This window comes from Pseudovibrio japonicus (assembly GCF_014651595.1).
In the GTDB taxonomy this organism is placed as follows: domain Bacteria; phylum Pseudomonadota; class Alphaproteobacteria; order Rhizobiales; family Stappiaceae; genus Pseudovibrio; species Pseudovibrio japonicus.
Genome location: NZ_BMXE01000001.1, coordinates 1,008,532 through 1,022,559, shown reverse-complemented (window position 1 = coordinate 1,022,559; position 14,028 = coordinate 1,008,532). Strand labels below are relative to the sequence as shown.

Here is a 14,028-nt window from a genome sequence, read left to right as displayed (position 1 = left end):
GGGAGGAAAAACCATGAGGAATAAATTGATTTTACTCGCAGCAGCAGGGGCTGGGGCAATGCTGGGCGCATCTGCAGCCCAATCTGCTGAGCTGCATTTCATCCGCTGCGGCGACAATGGTCTGGATCAGGACCGCCAAGTGATCGCAGAATTTGAAGCCAAGTACCCGGGCAACACCGTCAACATGGAAAGCCTGCCATGGGGAACCTGTCAGGATAAATCGTTGAAGCTCGCTGCCGCTGGTAGCCCGCCATCCGTTTCCTACATGGGCTCCCGCACGCTCAAGCAGCTGGCGGACAACGACCTCGTCGTTCCGGTTGCCATTTCCGAGGAGCAACAGCAGAGCTACCAGCCGGGTGTTCTGGGAACCGTAAGCTACCGCGACCAGTTTTGGGGCTTCCCGCGTGCATTCTCCACCAAGGGCCTCTTCCTCAACTGTGACATCTTCGAGGAAGCCGGTCTTGCCTGTGAAGCGCCGAAGACATGGGATGAGATGTATGAAACAGCTAAAATCATCAAAGACAAAACCGGAAAAGCTGGTGTGGGTCTCACGGGCAAAGACTTCGACAACACCATGCACCAGTTCCTCAACTACCTGTACTCCAACGGCGGTCAGGTGATTGATCCATCCACTAACGAAATCACGCTCAATTCCAAGAACACACTGGAAACGCTCAAGTTCTACGGCAAGCTGGTCGACGTTGCGCAGGACGGTCCAACCGCGTTCGAGCGGACACAGGTGCGTGACCTGTTCAACGACAACAAAGTCGGCATGTACATCGATGGCCCATGGGCACGCAGCCAGCATAAAGAAGGCATTAACACGATAGCTGCTGCAATTCCGGCAGGTCCAAGCGGTGTTAGCGGAACGCTCCTTATCACCGACTCCCTTGCCGTCTTCAAAGGCTCCGGCCATGAAGATCTGGCCATGGAATTCGCTCGCATGATGACCACAGGTGACTCCCAATACGAGCTGGACAGACCAGAAGGTTGGGGCCTCACCCCGATCCTGAAATACGAAGAGCTTGGCTACGAGAAGCCTTACTACATGGATGACCCATACTGGAAAGTCTTCATCGACCCGATCCCAACCGGTGGACCTGAGCCGCTGTTCGTGGACTACAAAGCGATGCAGACAACCATTAACTCCATGATTCAGGGCATCATCCTGAAGGACGACACAGCTGAAAATCTGGTGTCAATCGCCGCAGAAGAACTCGAAGAGTTCAAGTAAGCGCAACTCCGGAGAGGCTGGCTTCAGCCTCTCCCAATTCCAGACTGCGAGAAGACGAAGAGCATGGCCACGCTTCAGCTGCAAAACATAACCAAATCATTTGGACCAACACCCATATTGAAGGACGTCAACCTGTCCATCGAGGACAAGGAGTTCGTCGTTTTTGTTGGCCCGTCCGGCTGCGGAAAAACCACCTTGTTGCGCATCGTGGCAGGCTTGGAAATCGCAACAGAAGGTTCCATCATCATTGATGGAAAGGATGTGTCGAGGGACCATCCCATCGACCGTGGCATCTCCATGGTGTTCCAGAGCTACGCGCTTTATCCCCACCTCTCCGTGTTCGAAAACATCGCCTTCCCACTGCGCGTTGCCAAGCGCCCGGAAGAGGAGATCAAAGACCGCGTCCACAAGGCTGCCGCCATCCTGCAACTGGAAGAACGCCTGCAACACAAGCCCGGCCAGCTCTCCGGCGGTCAGCGCCAGCGTGTTGCCATTGGCCGCTCCATCGTGCGCAATCCCAAAGTCTTTCTGTTCGACGAACCGCTCTCAAACCTTGACGCAGCGCTGCGTGGGGACATGCGTGTGGAACTCTCAAAGCTCCACAAAAGCCTCGATACCACAATGATTTACGTAACCCACGATCAGGTGGAAGCCATGACTATGGCAGACCGCATCGTGGTGCTAAACGGCGGTGTTGTCGAACAGTGTGGCACCCCCATGGAGCTCTACCTGCACCCGCGCAACAAGTTCGTTGCTGGCTTCATCGGCCACCCACGAATGAACTTTGTGCCAGCAATGGTCAGTCGGGTGGACGACGACGGCCTCCATCTGCGGATTAATGAGCACAACACCATGTGCCTGCCCGTTGCAAGTGAGGGCATCAGGTCCGGGGACCATGTCGAACTCGGCATCCGTCCCGAACACATGCAGCTTGATGAGGAAGGGCCAATCGCCATGCATGTGGAAGTGTTGGAACGCCTTGGCGCCCACTCCATGGCCTACGGCAAGATCAACGGCTCCGACCCATTCTGCGCCTCTTTGCCAGCCATGGCAGAAGTGCGCGAGGGCACCACCGTGAGGCTCAGCATTAAACCGGAAAACGCCTACGTCTTTGATGAAAACGGGATTGCACTGCAGCGTCTGGGCGCGCTGCAACCTGCCTAGGAGAAACACATGCGTATCATTGTTGTTGGCATGGGCCTGCGCGCTGTCAGCGTTCTGGAACGACTGCAGGTCCACATGCCCGAAGCTGATGTCGTGGCCTATGTGGACCCCGAGCCCTACCAGATCGAACGCCTGAAAAACCACGAGGCAATCAACGCCTACAAAACGTTGGAAGACATGCTGGCGGGTGAGGAGGCCGACCTCTTGTTCGTCAGTTCACCAAACCATATGCATTTGGAGCACATTCGCCTCGGTCTGGAAGCAGGCATCCGCATCTTTGCCGAAAAGCCGGTGGTGATCTCCATGAGTGAGACCATTGAACTGGCAGAACTGCTCTACCGGTATGGCGCGGATCAGGTGCTTGTTGGTCTGGTGCTCCGCTACGCCCAGCACGTCAGAGACCTGCGCAAAGCACAGGCAGCCGGACAGCTCGGCTCTGTTGTCTCCATTGAGGCCAACGAACATATCGCGCCCTATCACGGTGCCTTCTTCATGCGCGATTGGCGCCGCCACTCCAAATACTCCGGTGGCTTCATGCTGGAAAAATGCTGCCATGATCTGGATATCTACAACATGGTCACCGGCTCCCGCCCATCACGTGTTGCCAGCTTCGGCGGTAGGAAATCCTTTGTCCCCGCCAACGTCCCCGACGAAGCTGCAGATACGCAGGTGTATCATGTGAAAGAGTCCATCTGGGAGGCGACTGAAGATCCATTCCGTTCCGATGGTGATATCGTCGATCATCAAACTGCGATCCTCGAATACGAGAGCGGTGCGACCATGGCCTTCCACACCAACATCAACGTACCAGACGAACACCGCCGGTTCTGCGTGATTGGCACTAAAGGTATGGCAGAGGGCGACTTCGTGCGCGGCTACCTGAAAGTTACGGACGCTCATACCCGCAGCACATTGATGGAAGAAGATTACACCAAATCCATCGACCGTCCCGGCGCCCACTACGGCGCGGACGACATGATGTGTCAGGATTTGTGCGCCTATCTGCGCGGTGAAATGGAGACCCTGCCAGTCTCCGTCGTTGATGCGCTGGAGGCAGGCGTTGCAGCCCTTGCACTTGATCAAGCGCGCACCACTGGTCAGGTCGTGGACCTGACGCCCTATTGGCAAAAGTTTGACAGTTTTAATCTGCGCAAAACCGCAGCAACAAAAACAGAAAAGACGGAATCAATATAGTGAGCAACTGGGCAACAACACGCGAAATCAAGGCGCAGCCACAAATCTGGACAAGCTGGGCGCAGGAACTTAGGGCCTCAATAGACGATCTGCGCGAGTGGGTTGCCAATTCCGGAGCCACAGAAATCTGGTTCTGCGGCGCTGGCTCATCCTCCTATCTAGGCGATATTCTTTGCAGAGCGCTGCATGTGACTTCCGTGCTGCCAATGCGTGCCATTCCCTCAACAGATCTGGTCAGCGCACCAGAAACGTTCAAACGCACAGGGGTGATCCCGCTGGTGGTGTCCTTTGGCCGTTCCGGCAACTCCACCGAGACCATCGGTACACTCGACCTGCTGGATGCACTCTTCCCGGCAGCTCCACGACTGAACATCACCTGCAACAAGGACAGTACACTGGCAACCCGCCAGCCTGCGTCAAAGGCCAGTCAGCGCGTAGTCGTATTGCCCGAAGCATGTCACGACAGCGGCTTTGCCATGACCTCCAGCTTCACCACCATGATCCTCACAGCCATGGCCGTCTTCGGGCAGGAAACACCGGAAGAATTCACCGCCAATATCCACGAGGTCAGCGAGGCTGCAACCGGCGTGCTGGCAGAAGCAGAGCAGCTGGCAGACAAACTCGATAGACCTCAGCGAGCCGTCTTCGTAGGCTCCGGCCCCCTCACTTTTGTTGCCCGCGAAAGCGCGCTTAAGGTTTTGGAACTGTCAGCCGGAAAAATCCCCTCCATCTGGGACAGCTCCCTCGGCTTCCGCCATGGACCAAAGTCCTTTGTCGAGGACCAGACCATGGTCTTCGTGTTCCTCTCCAACACCTTGCATTCCCGCCGCTACGACGAAGATCTGGCGGAAGAAGTGAAAGCGCAATTTGGTGAACGCACTGTCCTCACCATCGGCAACACCGAGGATGCAGATGTGCATATTCCATGCAAACTGTCGGACGGTTGGATGTCGGTCCTTCATGTGCTCATAGCCCAGTGGCTCGGCGTGGTTTGGTCAAACCAGCTTGGCTTGAATGTAGACAATCCGTTTGAAGGGCAGGGCACACTAACCCGCGTTGTCTCAGGCGTAAAACTCTATGACGTGAAAGAGGGGTGAAATGGTTCGGGCAGGGGGGATTGATCTGGGCGGTACCAAAATCGAAGCAACCGCCTTTGATGAAGGCTGGGCCGCCATCAAAACCAAACGCATTCCAACACCACAGGATTCCTACGAAAATCTGGTGGAGGCACTCTGCGAAATGGTCCTGTGGCTGGAAGAGACAGCAGGCTCAAAACACCTGCCGGTCGGCGTCGGCATTCCCGGCTTCCACTGCAAACGAACCGGCAAATTCCTTACCGCCAACCTGCTCGCATCAGGTCGTACCCTCCATCACGACCTGACCCAAAAACTGGACAGAGCCGTCACCTTTGAGAACGACTGCAACTGCTTCACCCTCTCCGAAGCCCTACTGGGTGCAGGGCGCGGCTATGCCAGTGTCTTCGGCCTGATCATCGGCACAGGTGTCGGCGGCGGCTACTGCTCAGGCGGCACGCTCATCTCCGGCCTTAATGGCGCCGCTGGAGAATTCGGCCACCTCGGCATTCCTTACGCTGCCATGAAGGACCTCGGTCTGGACGCGGTCCCATGCGGCTGCGGACGCACCGGCTGTTTTGAAACCTATCTCGCCGGTCCGGGAATGCGCCGCCTCGCCAAACACGTCATCGGCAAGCATGTGGATGCACAAGCCATCACCACCGCAGCAGCCGCGGGTGACCGGCAAATGCAGGAAGTCATGCATCTCTGGGCCCGCATCGCTGCAGAACTGGTCGCCACGCTCCAATGCACGGTTGACCCCGACTGCATCGTGATCGGTGGCGGCCTCTCCAGAATTCCTAATATCGACCGCATCATTGCCGAGGCGCTGCCGGGCCATCTGCTCAGCCAGACCGAGCCGCCGGATATCCGCATCGCAGACTACGGCGACAGCAGCGGTACTCGTGGGGCAGCCCTTGCTGCGCTTCAATCTCATGAGGAATTGGAGGCCGTGCCATGAGCAACCCGCTGCTCCAGGTCATCTCTGCCAACCGTGCAGGCGCCTGCGTAGCGCTCCCCTCCATCTGCTCCGCCCAGCCCGACGTCATCCTCGCCTCCGCGCTGCTCGTCGCCGAAAAAGATGCTCCCTTGTTGATTGAGGCAACCAGCAATCAGGTCAATCAGGACGGTGGCTATACAGGCATGAAGCCAGCCGAGTTCGTCACTCACGTCAAAGGTATCTGCGCTAAAGCAGGCCTGCCGGAAAGTGCCCTGATCCTCGGCGGCGACCACCTCGGTCCGCAAGCATGGCGGTCTATGCCCGCCGATCAGGCCATGGCCAAAGCCAAAGAACTGATGAAAGCCTATGTTGAGGCAGGCTTCACCAAAATCCATCTGGACTGCTCCGAAGGGTGTGCTGGGGAAGAGGCTCAGGTTGGAGATGAACTCAGTGCCAGCCGCGCGGCGCAACTTGCAGCCATCTGCGAAGAATACGCTCCGGACCCAAACCACCTCAACTACATCGTCGGTACAGAAGTGCCACCTCCCGGTGGTGCACGTGATGCCGCAGAAGCTCAGGGAGTTGAACCAACCCCGCCCGAACGAGCGGCTCAGACCTTGCAAATGCACTTCGAGAAGTTCAGCACGCTGGGCCTGCACGCCGCCAAAGAGCGGATCTGCGGTCTCGTCGTGCAGCCGGGTGTAGAGTTCTCCCCCTTCCATATTGACCACTTACCAGCGGACAGCGATACGACCTTACGTGCAGCTCTCGATCCGTTTCAGAACGTGGTGTTCGAAGCCCACAGCACAGACTATCAGCGCAGCAGTGCACTTCCCCGCTTGGCAGACATGGGCTTTGCCATCCTCAAAGTGGGTCCCGCGCTCACCTTCGCCTACAGGCAAGCGATCTACGCGCTCGACCAGATGCTCGACTGGCTGGAAGAAGACAATCGCACCGCCCCAAAACTCCCGAAGATACTGGAGGCGCAGATGCTGTCAGAGCCAAAGTACTGGCACGCTCACTATCACGGATCTGATCAGGATGTCCGCCTGCTGCGCCACTTCAGTTACGCAGATCGCATCCGCTATTACTGGCCTCAGGAAAAGGTACAGGACGCTCTTGAAACGCTCTTTTCTGCGCTTCAAACACATAGGATACCAGAGGTTCTGCAGCTTCAACTGTTTGCATCTCAAGCTGTTGAGCGTGCACAGGCTTTGCAGAGCCGTGGTTTTGGCATAGAGAAGGCGCTCGTGCTTGCTGAGATTCAGCAGGCATTGCAACCCTATTTCTTTGAAAGAGTTGAGATCCCTCAGCTTGAGGAGGCTCTATGAGCACCGCACCGGGCAATCAAGATATCTGGCTTTCGCCAGACCAGCTGTTTGACGGCCAGAACTTGCTGACCAACACCGCCGTTCATGTGGTGAACGGCGAATGCGCAGGCCTGTCGTCAACCGGAGACTTGCCCGCTGGTGCCACAGTCAAAAAGCTGTCAGGCCTCATCACTCCGGGTTTCTTTGACATTCAGGTCAACGGCGGCGGCGGCGTGCTCTACAACACCACGCCAACACCGGAAGGCTTGGCAACCATCGCGAACACCCATCGCCAGTTCGGCACCACGGCTTTGCTGCCAACGGTCATCACCGATGCTCCGCAAGTATTGGAAGACGCTGTCGAGGCCATGAAGGATGCATACGGCACCCACGGCATCAACGGCATCCACATCGAAGGCCCACACATCAGCGTGGAGCGCAAAGGCACCCACGAAGCCAGTTGGGTCCGCCCCTTTGACACCCGCACCTTGAAGCTGGTCCGCGAACTGCGTGACCGCAACATCCCGGTGCTGATCACTGTGGCACCGGAAGGTGTTGCCAAAGGGGATATTGCCACACTGGTGGAAATGGGCGTTGTGGTTTCCATCGGCCATACCAACGCTGGTGCAGCGGAGATCAAACCGGCTCTGGAAGAGGGCGCGACCCTCTTCACCCACCTGTTCAACGGTATGTCCCAGATGGTCAACCGAGAACCGGGAGCAGTCGGAACTGCCATCAACAGCACCGCCTATTGCTCGCTGATTGTAGACGGACACCACGTGGCCGACGACATGTTGCGCCTCGCTATCCGCGCACGTCCTGTCAAAGACCGCATGATCATCATAAGCGATGCCATGCCAACCGTTGGCGGACCGGATCGTTTTGATCTTTACGGACATCAGGTCTATCTGAAAGACGGTCAGCTCATCAACAAAGCCGGATCTCTGGCAGGCGCCCACATCACCATGTTGGAATCCGTGGCCCGCATGATCAATCAGCTTGAAATCCCTGCACAAGACGTGCTGCGTATGGCCATTTCCAACCCAGCTGCGCTAATGGGGCTCACTCAGTCTGTCGCCACTCTGCAATCAGCTGACCTGTCAGATCTCCTACTGATTGCACCAAGTGGCAACTCCGTCTCATTCCTCTCACAAATGCTATAGCAGGTGGGCTTAGCGCCGCTGTGTCACCGCTCCCGAAACGCCTCTGCCTTCACCTTGAGCAGCGGTTTGGCGATGTAGCTTAAAACGCTCTTCTCGCCGGTCAGAATATCAATACTGGCCGTCATGCCGGGCGTAATCGGAAGTGGGTGATTGTCTGATCCCAGATGGTTCTGCTTGGTGCGCACGATCACCTTAAAAAAGGCCTCCCCGCGTTCATCCTCTGACGTATCCGGGCTGATCCGCTCCAGGACCCCATCCAGACCGCCATAAATGGAATAGTCATAGGCTGTGATCTTCGCGCTCACATCCTGACCGGGATGAAGGAACGCAACATTCTGCGGGGGTATTTTCGCAGCAATCAGCAATGTGTCTTCCAGCGGAACAATTTCCACCAGTGGCTCACCCGCCTGAACCACCGCGCCAATGGTGCTCACATTGAGCTTGTTGATGACGCCGCGCACCGGCGCCACCAACGCACTTCGATGAACGCGGTCTTCTGCACCGCGCAGGCGCTCGTCAATGACGGCAAGCTCCGCCTTCGCCGCCGCAAGCTCCGACTGCGCATTGGTGGCAAAGGCAGTTTTAGCTGAGATGACCCGTTGCGTGACCTCTTGCTGGGCAGAGTGCGCACTTGCAAGCGTTGCCTCAAGCATTTGCCGTTCCCCATCAATGGTCGTGTACTGGCGCTTGAGACGCAGATACTCGATCTCCGGCAGAATACCGCGTTCATAAAGTCGCTGATTGATCTCCAGCTCCCGCGAAATGATGGTGAGGTTGGCAGTGAGCATGCGCGCCTTTGCGTCAAGCTGCTTCAGATCCTGCTCCTTTTGCGAAAACTGGCTCTGCAGCACAGCAACCTCGGCATCAAGTTGGTCCTGACGGGCTACGTAAACCTCCATTTCACGCCTCAGGAACGCTGCAACTTGGGAAGAGACATTTGACTGATCAAGCACAAGTTCGGCCTGATGAGCCTCAGCTGTCAGGCGTGCAAGGCGCGCTTGCAAAGCGTATTTCTTCTGCTGCAACTCCCCCAGCTGCGAAGCAAAGCCCGTGTTGTCCAGCCTGACCAGGACAGCGCCTTGCTCCACGATCTCGCCTTCATAAAACAAAACCTCAGAAACAATCCCGCGCTCCGGAGCCTGCACGATCTGCATCTGCCGTGAGGGGATCACCCGCCCATCGCCACGGGTGACTTCCTCCACATTGGCCAGTGCAGATCAGACGAACAAAAACAGCACAATACCTGCACAGGCAAGGATGAGCGTGCGGGAGCGCTTTGGGCTGTGAAACTCCGGCAGATCAAGGTGTTTGGGTGGCAGGTGAAGGGCTCTCATGCTCTGAGCCTTTCTTCAATCGGAACCTGCTGAGGGCGGGGTACATTCCGATAGCGCGGCTGCCGCATGGACTGTTTTACGTCTTCCGTGGGCCCGTCCGCGATGATGCGGCCCTGATCTAGAGCAATCAGCCGGTTGGTGAGCTTCAGCAGGGAAGGGCGATGTGTGCTGATGATGAGTGTTAGCGCTCTATTGTTGTAGTGCTGTAACCCCTGCAAAAGCCGCTGCTCAGAAGCAAGGTCCAGCTGACTGGAAGGCTCATCCAGAAACAGAATCTTTGGCTTGCGCAACAAAACCCGCGCCAGCGCAACGCACTGCCGCTGCCCACCGGAAAGTGCACTGCCATTTTCCCCCACAATCAGATTAAGCCCCGCCGGATGCCTGTTAATGAGACGGTCGAGCCCTGTCACATGGCAAACCTCATCAATCTCTTCATTGGAAAGATGCGGCAGGCCCAGACACAGATTGTCCCTCAAGGTGCCTTGAAACAGGGTGTTCTCCTGAGACAGATACCCGATGAAACCGCGCAGATCTGTCGGGTCAAACTGGCGCGTATCAATCCCGTCAATCAGCACCGCTCCCTCAGTGGGGTAACGGAGTCCGCTCATCAAGCGGCCAACCGTCGATTTGCCGGAGCCAACAGACCCCACCAGACCGATTGTATCTCCCGGCTCAATGGAGAAGTTGCAGTGGCTCAGGCTGGGTTTTTCACTCAGCGGATAAGTAAAGCTCACATTGTAAAACTGTACATCCCCCCGGCACCGCCGCAGGTTGGCCGTTGCTTTCCCCGATTGGCGCTCTGTGGGCTGGCTCAGCAAATCCTCAATCTGACGATAGCTGTGTAGCACCTGCCGAAAGCGGACCAGAGCAGCAGCGATGGAGGAGATCGGTGCCAGCACCCGCGAGGACAGCATCATGGCGGCGATAAGCCCGCCCATATTAACCGCACCCGCATCAACCCGGTACACGCCCCAGACAATGATCAGCACCGACACCATGCCCTGCACATATCCGGTCCCGACCTGAGCCAGATTGGACCAGTACCTGCTCTGCACCAGCATGTCGCTGCTGCGATCAACCGAATGTTCCCAGCGTGCTTGCATATGGGCTTCCGCATTCAAAGCGCGGATCGTTTCATGCCCGCCCAAAGTTTCCATCAGGATACTCTGCCGTTTATTCCCTTCTCGGCTGGAGGCTTGAACCGTGCGCTCAAGGGGCAACTGGGCCGCCAGATTAAGCAGGCAGACAAGGGGAACCGCGATCAATGGGATCCAGGCGATGGGGCCGACGATGAAAAACAAGATCCCGATGAAAAGCCCGACAAAGCAGAAATCGAGCAGCGCAATCAAAGCAGTTGAGCTGAAGAACTCACGCAGCTTTTCATACTCATGAACAACACCGGCATACTCCCCTGAGCTCTTGGTTTTGGCGGAAAAGTCGATGTTCAGCATCTGAGAGAAGATTCTTGAAGCAAGCCGTTGATCCGCCTGCTTGCCAACACTGTTGAGAATGGAGGACCGTGCCACCTTCAAAATGCAGTCGCCGATAAGGGCAACCACCACGCCAACCGTCAGCGCCCAGAGGGATGCCACGGCAAAATTGGGCAGGATGCGATCATAGACATTCATAATGAAGAGAGGGGAGGCCAGTGCAAGCAGATTGATCAGCAAGGTCCCCACTGCAACACTGCTATAGTCCGGCCAGAACCGGGTGAACTCGCGCCAGAACCAATGCGTGCCTTGCTCATGCACGCGTCCGCTGCCCTCCCGTGCATGAAGTGGCGAAAACAGGATCGCATAACCGGAGTAAGCCCTCTGCAGAATATCCAGACTGAGATACTGTGGTCGCTCTAGCTCTAGCGGGTCCAGCAGTTTGGCCTGTCGGGTTGTGCTGTCATAACCAATGAGCAGGCGCAGGGCTTTGTCATGAAACACCAGCAGACATGGCACGCTGCCACTTGAAATCTTGCTGAGAGAAATCTTCTGTTTTTGTGCCAGCAAACCGCAATTCTCCGAGGCCTTTTCGACCTGTGAGAACTGCAATCTCCCATTGATAAGCGGTAGTCCGGCAGTGATCGCTGTCTTGCTGAGAAAGTTACCGTGTGCGCGGGAGATGTAAGCGATGCTTTCAACCAGAGCGTCCAGCACCTCATGCATTGGATGGCTACCTTCCTCGGTGTTGAGGGCATGAGGGCTGGACAAGCGAAAATCACTCACGGTGCGCTCCCTTGTTGGACACTGACAATTTCACGTATCTTGATTTTTGAGGAGCCACGTTTAGATTGGTCTTCTAGCGAGAAGCAGAAAGACTAGGAGATACAACGCATTACAACTATCAGTCAGTCTTTCAGTTCTCGCCAGGAAGCTTTGGTGTTCCTGTAAGAACTAAGAAAACACCCTAGGTAAATTCTGGCAATCTCGGGAACTTGTACCGTCAAATAAAGGGGCAAAAATAGCAGGAGTATTTTTGCTGTAACGCTCGCTGTAAACTCCGCGCCCTTCAGGCTCAACACAAAACTATCTCGCGTTTTCCCAGCAACACACCCCTCTCATGCACCCATCCCTACTCGAAAGTGTGAGAGTGCCTGTGTGTACCGTAGGGGATAGTGGGATAATTGCCCTCGGAGCTGCTTCGCCCATGCATTCTTAGGGGCCAAACGCAGGTACAGCAGCACTCAGGGTCTGGAAGCCGCCAATTGCAACAGCTTAGGCAGGTGCTCCGCCAAAAAGTCGAAGAGCAACTTTATGCGTGGAATTTGGTTGAGAGTATGTGGAGAGGCCAGCCACACCGGCAAAGTGGGCAGGGGGACTTCCAGATTAAGGGCAATGATATCCGGATCGTCCCGGCTGATGCCCAGTTGACCAAACCCGATCCCGCAACCGGCGCGCACCATTTCCCAGTAAGCAACCTGATCGTCACAGCGAATGGAGAAGAAGTCGCGGTCAACCGCAAGCCCGGCCTCCTTCATGCCGCTCAAAATCAGGTCCGACTGGTCGTACCCGATCCAATCCAGCTCAAACAGCTCTTCTTGCATCTTGGGCATGCCAACGCGATCAATAAGCGCTCGGCTTGCGTAAAGGCCAAGTCGGGCCTCCCCAATCTTCTTGGCAACAACATCCAGCTGCGTTGGCCTAAACATGCGCACTGCAATATCGGCTTCCTGAAATAGCAAGTTTTGGGGGGTGTCCGAGGACACCAGATCAATCTGGATCTCAGGCGTGCGCTCGCGAAACGCAGCAATCAGCTTCGGCATCACATAAGTGGAGATCGTCTGACTGGCCGTGACCCGCACCGGCCCGGCACACCCACTTTGCTTGCGCTCCTCCGCGTGGATCAGAAACTGCGCTGCAGCGGCCTGCATAGCTTTAGCATGGGGCAACAGCACCTCACCATCCTGCGTTAGGCCAAGCCCGCGCTGATGGCGGTAAAATAACGAAACGCCAAGCTCCGCCTCAATGGCTTTCACCTGCCTCCCGATTGTGGGTTGGCTCTGGTTCAACCGCTGCGCCGCCGACGAAAGGCTGCCCGTCTCTGCAACAGCAACAAAGACACCGATAAGATCCCAAGAAAGATGATGGAGCACGTTATTCATAATTGAATATCATATCTGCATTTCATTCGAATTTACATAGAAAAGAATAGATCTAATATCGGATGTAATTGGTAATGAGCAGGAGCTGGATATGAGACCGATAGCTTTGATTTTGGGTGCCTCGGGAAGATTTTCGAAGAACATGACTACGCAGCTGGAAGCCGCAGGCTGGGAAACCCGCGCCTTTGACCGCGCAACCCAGAACATGAAGGAGGCAGCGTGGGACGTTGACGTCATCGTCAACGGTGCAAATCCGCGATACCCACTCTGGAAAACGGAAGTGCTTCCATTCACCCACCAAGTGATCGAAGCAGCAAAGCAGACCGGCGCCACTGTTCTCCTTCCCGGCAACAACTATTGCTTCGGGCCGGACATGCCCCCGGTGATTGGCCCGAACACACGGCAACGGGCGACCAATGAGCTTGGCCTGATCAGAATTGAAATGGAGCGCCTCTATAAAACCTCCGGCGTCCGTACTATCCTGCTGAGAGCCGGAGATTTTGTCGACACATCCGCCAGTGGAAACTGGTTTGACCTGATCATGGTCAAAAAACTGGCAAAGGGAAAACTCGTCTACCCCGGCAAAACCGATGTCCCCCACGCATGGGCTTATTTGCCCGATATGGCCCGCGCCGCCGTTCAGCTGCTGGAGATGCGTGAGAAGCTGAACACCTATGAGGACATCTCCTTCCCCGGTTACACATGGACCGGCAACCAGATGGGCAAAGCCCTCACAAGCCTGACCAACCACGAGGTGAGGATCAAGTCATTCGATTGGTGGATGATGAAGCTAAGCAAGCCGGTCTGGCCCATGGCAAAACACCTGCTGGAAATGCGCTACCTATGGGATGTGCCTCATTGGATGGAGCGGACCCGCTTTGATGAGCTGCTCCCGCACTTTCAAGCAACGCCGGAGAGCGAAGCGCTTGAGAAGGCCATCAGCCATCTGCCCGCATTACAGCCGAGCAACATAAGGCGACCAAACCCGCAGATAAGAGCGGCGTGAGAAACCGCCGCCAAGTGT

11 protein-coding genes are annotated in these 14,028 nt (G+C 56.2%); 8 read left to right on the top strand and 3 right to left on the bottom strand.

Annotation, left to right across the window (positions count from 1 at the left end):
* Window positions 1-13: 13 nt before the first annotated feature.
* The 7 genes from IE076_RS04545 (at window position 14) to nagA (ending at window position 8,078) form a co-directional block, all read left to right on the top strand.
* Window positions 14-1,234, top strand: a complete 1,221-nt coding sequence (locus IE076_RS04545) for an ABC transporter substrate-binding protein (protein WP_189435524.1) — start codon at window positions 14-16, stop codon at window positions 1,232-1,234.
* Between the two features lie 63 nt (window positions 1,235-1,297).
* Window positions 1,298-2,398, top strand: coding sequence for an ABC transporter ATP-binding protein (locus IE076_RS04540; RefSeq protein ID WP_189435523.1), 1,101 nt, complete (start codon window positions 1,298-1,300; stop codon window positions 2,396-2,398).
* A gap of 9 nt (window positions 2,399-2,407) precedes the next feature.
* Window positions 2,408-3,592 carry a Gfo/Idh/MocA family protein gene (locus IE076_RS04535; RefSeq protein ID WP_189435522.1) on the top strand — a complete coding sequence of 395 codons (1,185 nt, stop codon included), beginning with the start codon at window positions 2,408-2,410 and terminating at the stop codon, window positions 3,590-3,592.
* A complete protein-coding gene (locus IE076_RS04530) occupies window positions 3,592-4,689 on the top strand; it encodes an SIS domain-containing protein (RefSeq protein WP_244649588.1) in 1,098 nt (365 codons plus the stop codon). Before IE076_RS04535 ends, IE076_RS04530 begins: the two co-directional genes overlap by 1 nt.
* 1 nt (window position 4,690) lies before the next feature.
* Window positions 4,691-5,626 carry an ROK family protein gene (locus IE076_RS04525; protein WP_189435521.1) on the top strand — a complete coding sequence of 312 codons (936 nt, stop codon included), beginning with the start codon at window positions 4,691-4,693 and terminating at the stop codon, window positions 5,624-5,626.
* Window positions 5,623-6,936 (top strand): class II D-tagatose-bisphosphate aldolase non-catalytic subunit, encoded by a 1,314-nt coding sequence (locus IE076_RS04520; RefSeq protein ID WP_189435520.1) that lies wholly within the window; start codon window positions 5,623-5,625, stop codon window positions 6,934-6,936. Before IE076_RS04525 ends, IE076_RS04520 begins: the two co-directional genes overlap by 4 nt.
* Entirely contained in the window at window positions 6,933-8,078 is a 1,146-nt protein-coding gene (gene nagA / locus IE076_RS04515) for an N-acetylglucosamine-6-phosphate deacetylase (RefSeq protein WP_189435519.1), read from the top strand. The genes IE076_RS04520 and nagA overlap by 4 nt, the downstream gene beginning before the upstream one ends.
* A 23-nt stretch (window positions 8,079-8,101) precedes the next feature.
* Here the strand turns inward: nagA and IE076_RS04510 are convergent, their stop codons facing one another.
* The 3 genes from IE076_RS04510 to IE076_RS04500 all read right to left on the bottom strand — a co-directional run bounded on the left by IE076_RS04510 (window position 8,102) and on the right by IE076_RS04500 (window position 13,004).
* A complete protein-coding gene (locus IE076_RS04510; protein ID WP_308936431.1) occupies window positions 8,102-9,289 on the bottom strand; it encodes an HlyD family type I secretion periplasmic adaptor subunit in 1,188 nt (395 codons plus the stop codon).
* 119 nt (window positions 9,290-9,408) lie between these two features.
* The gene (locus tag IE076_RS04505; protein WP_209008814.1) at window positions 9,409-11,628 is read right to left on the bottom strand and encodes a type I secretion system permease/ATPase; all 2,220 of its coding nucleotides are present in this window, start codon (window positions 11,626-11,628) and stop codon (window positions 9,409-9,411) included.
* Between the two features lie 458 nt (window positions 11,629-12,086).
* Window positions 12,087-13,004 (bottom strand): LysR family transcriptional regulator, encoded by a 918-nt coding sequence (locus IE076_RS04500; RefSeq protein ID WP_189435518.1) that lies wholly within the window; start codon window positions 13,002-13,004, stop codon window positions 12,087-12,089.
* Window positions 13,005-13,095: 91 nt separating this feature from the next.
* On the opposite strand from IE076_RS04500, the gene IE076_RS04495 reads away from it, so the two are divergent.
* Entirely contained in the window at window positions 13,096-14,010 is a 915-nt protein-coding gene (locus IE076_RS04495; protein WP_189435517.1) for a Rossmann-fold NAD(P)-binding domain-containing protein, read from the top strand.
* Window positions 14,011-14,028 lie beyond the last annotated feature (18 nt).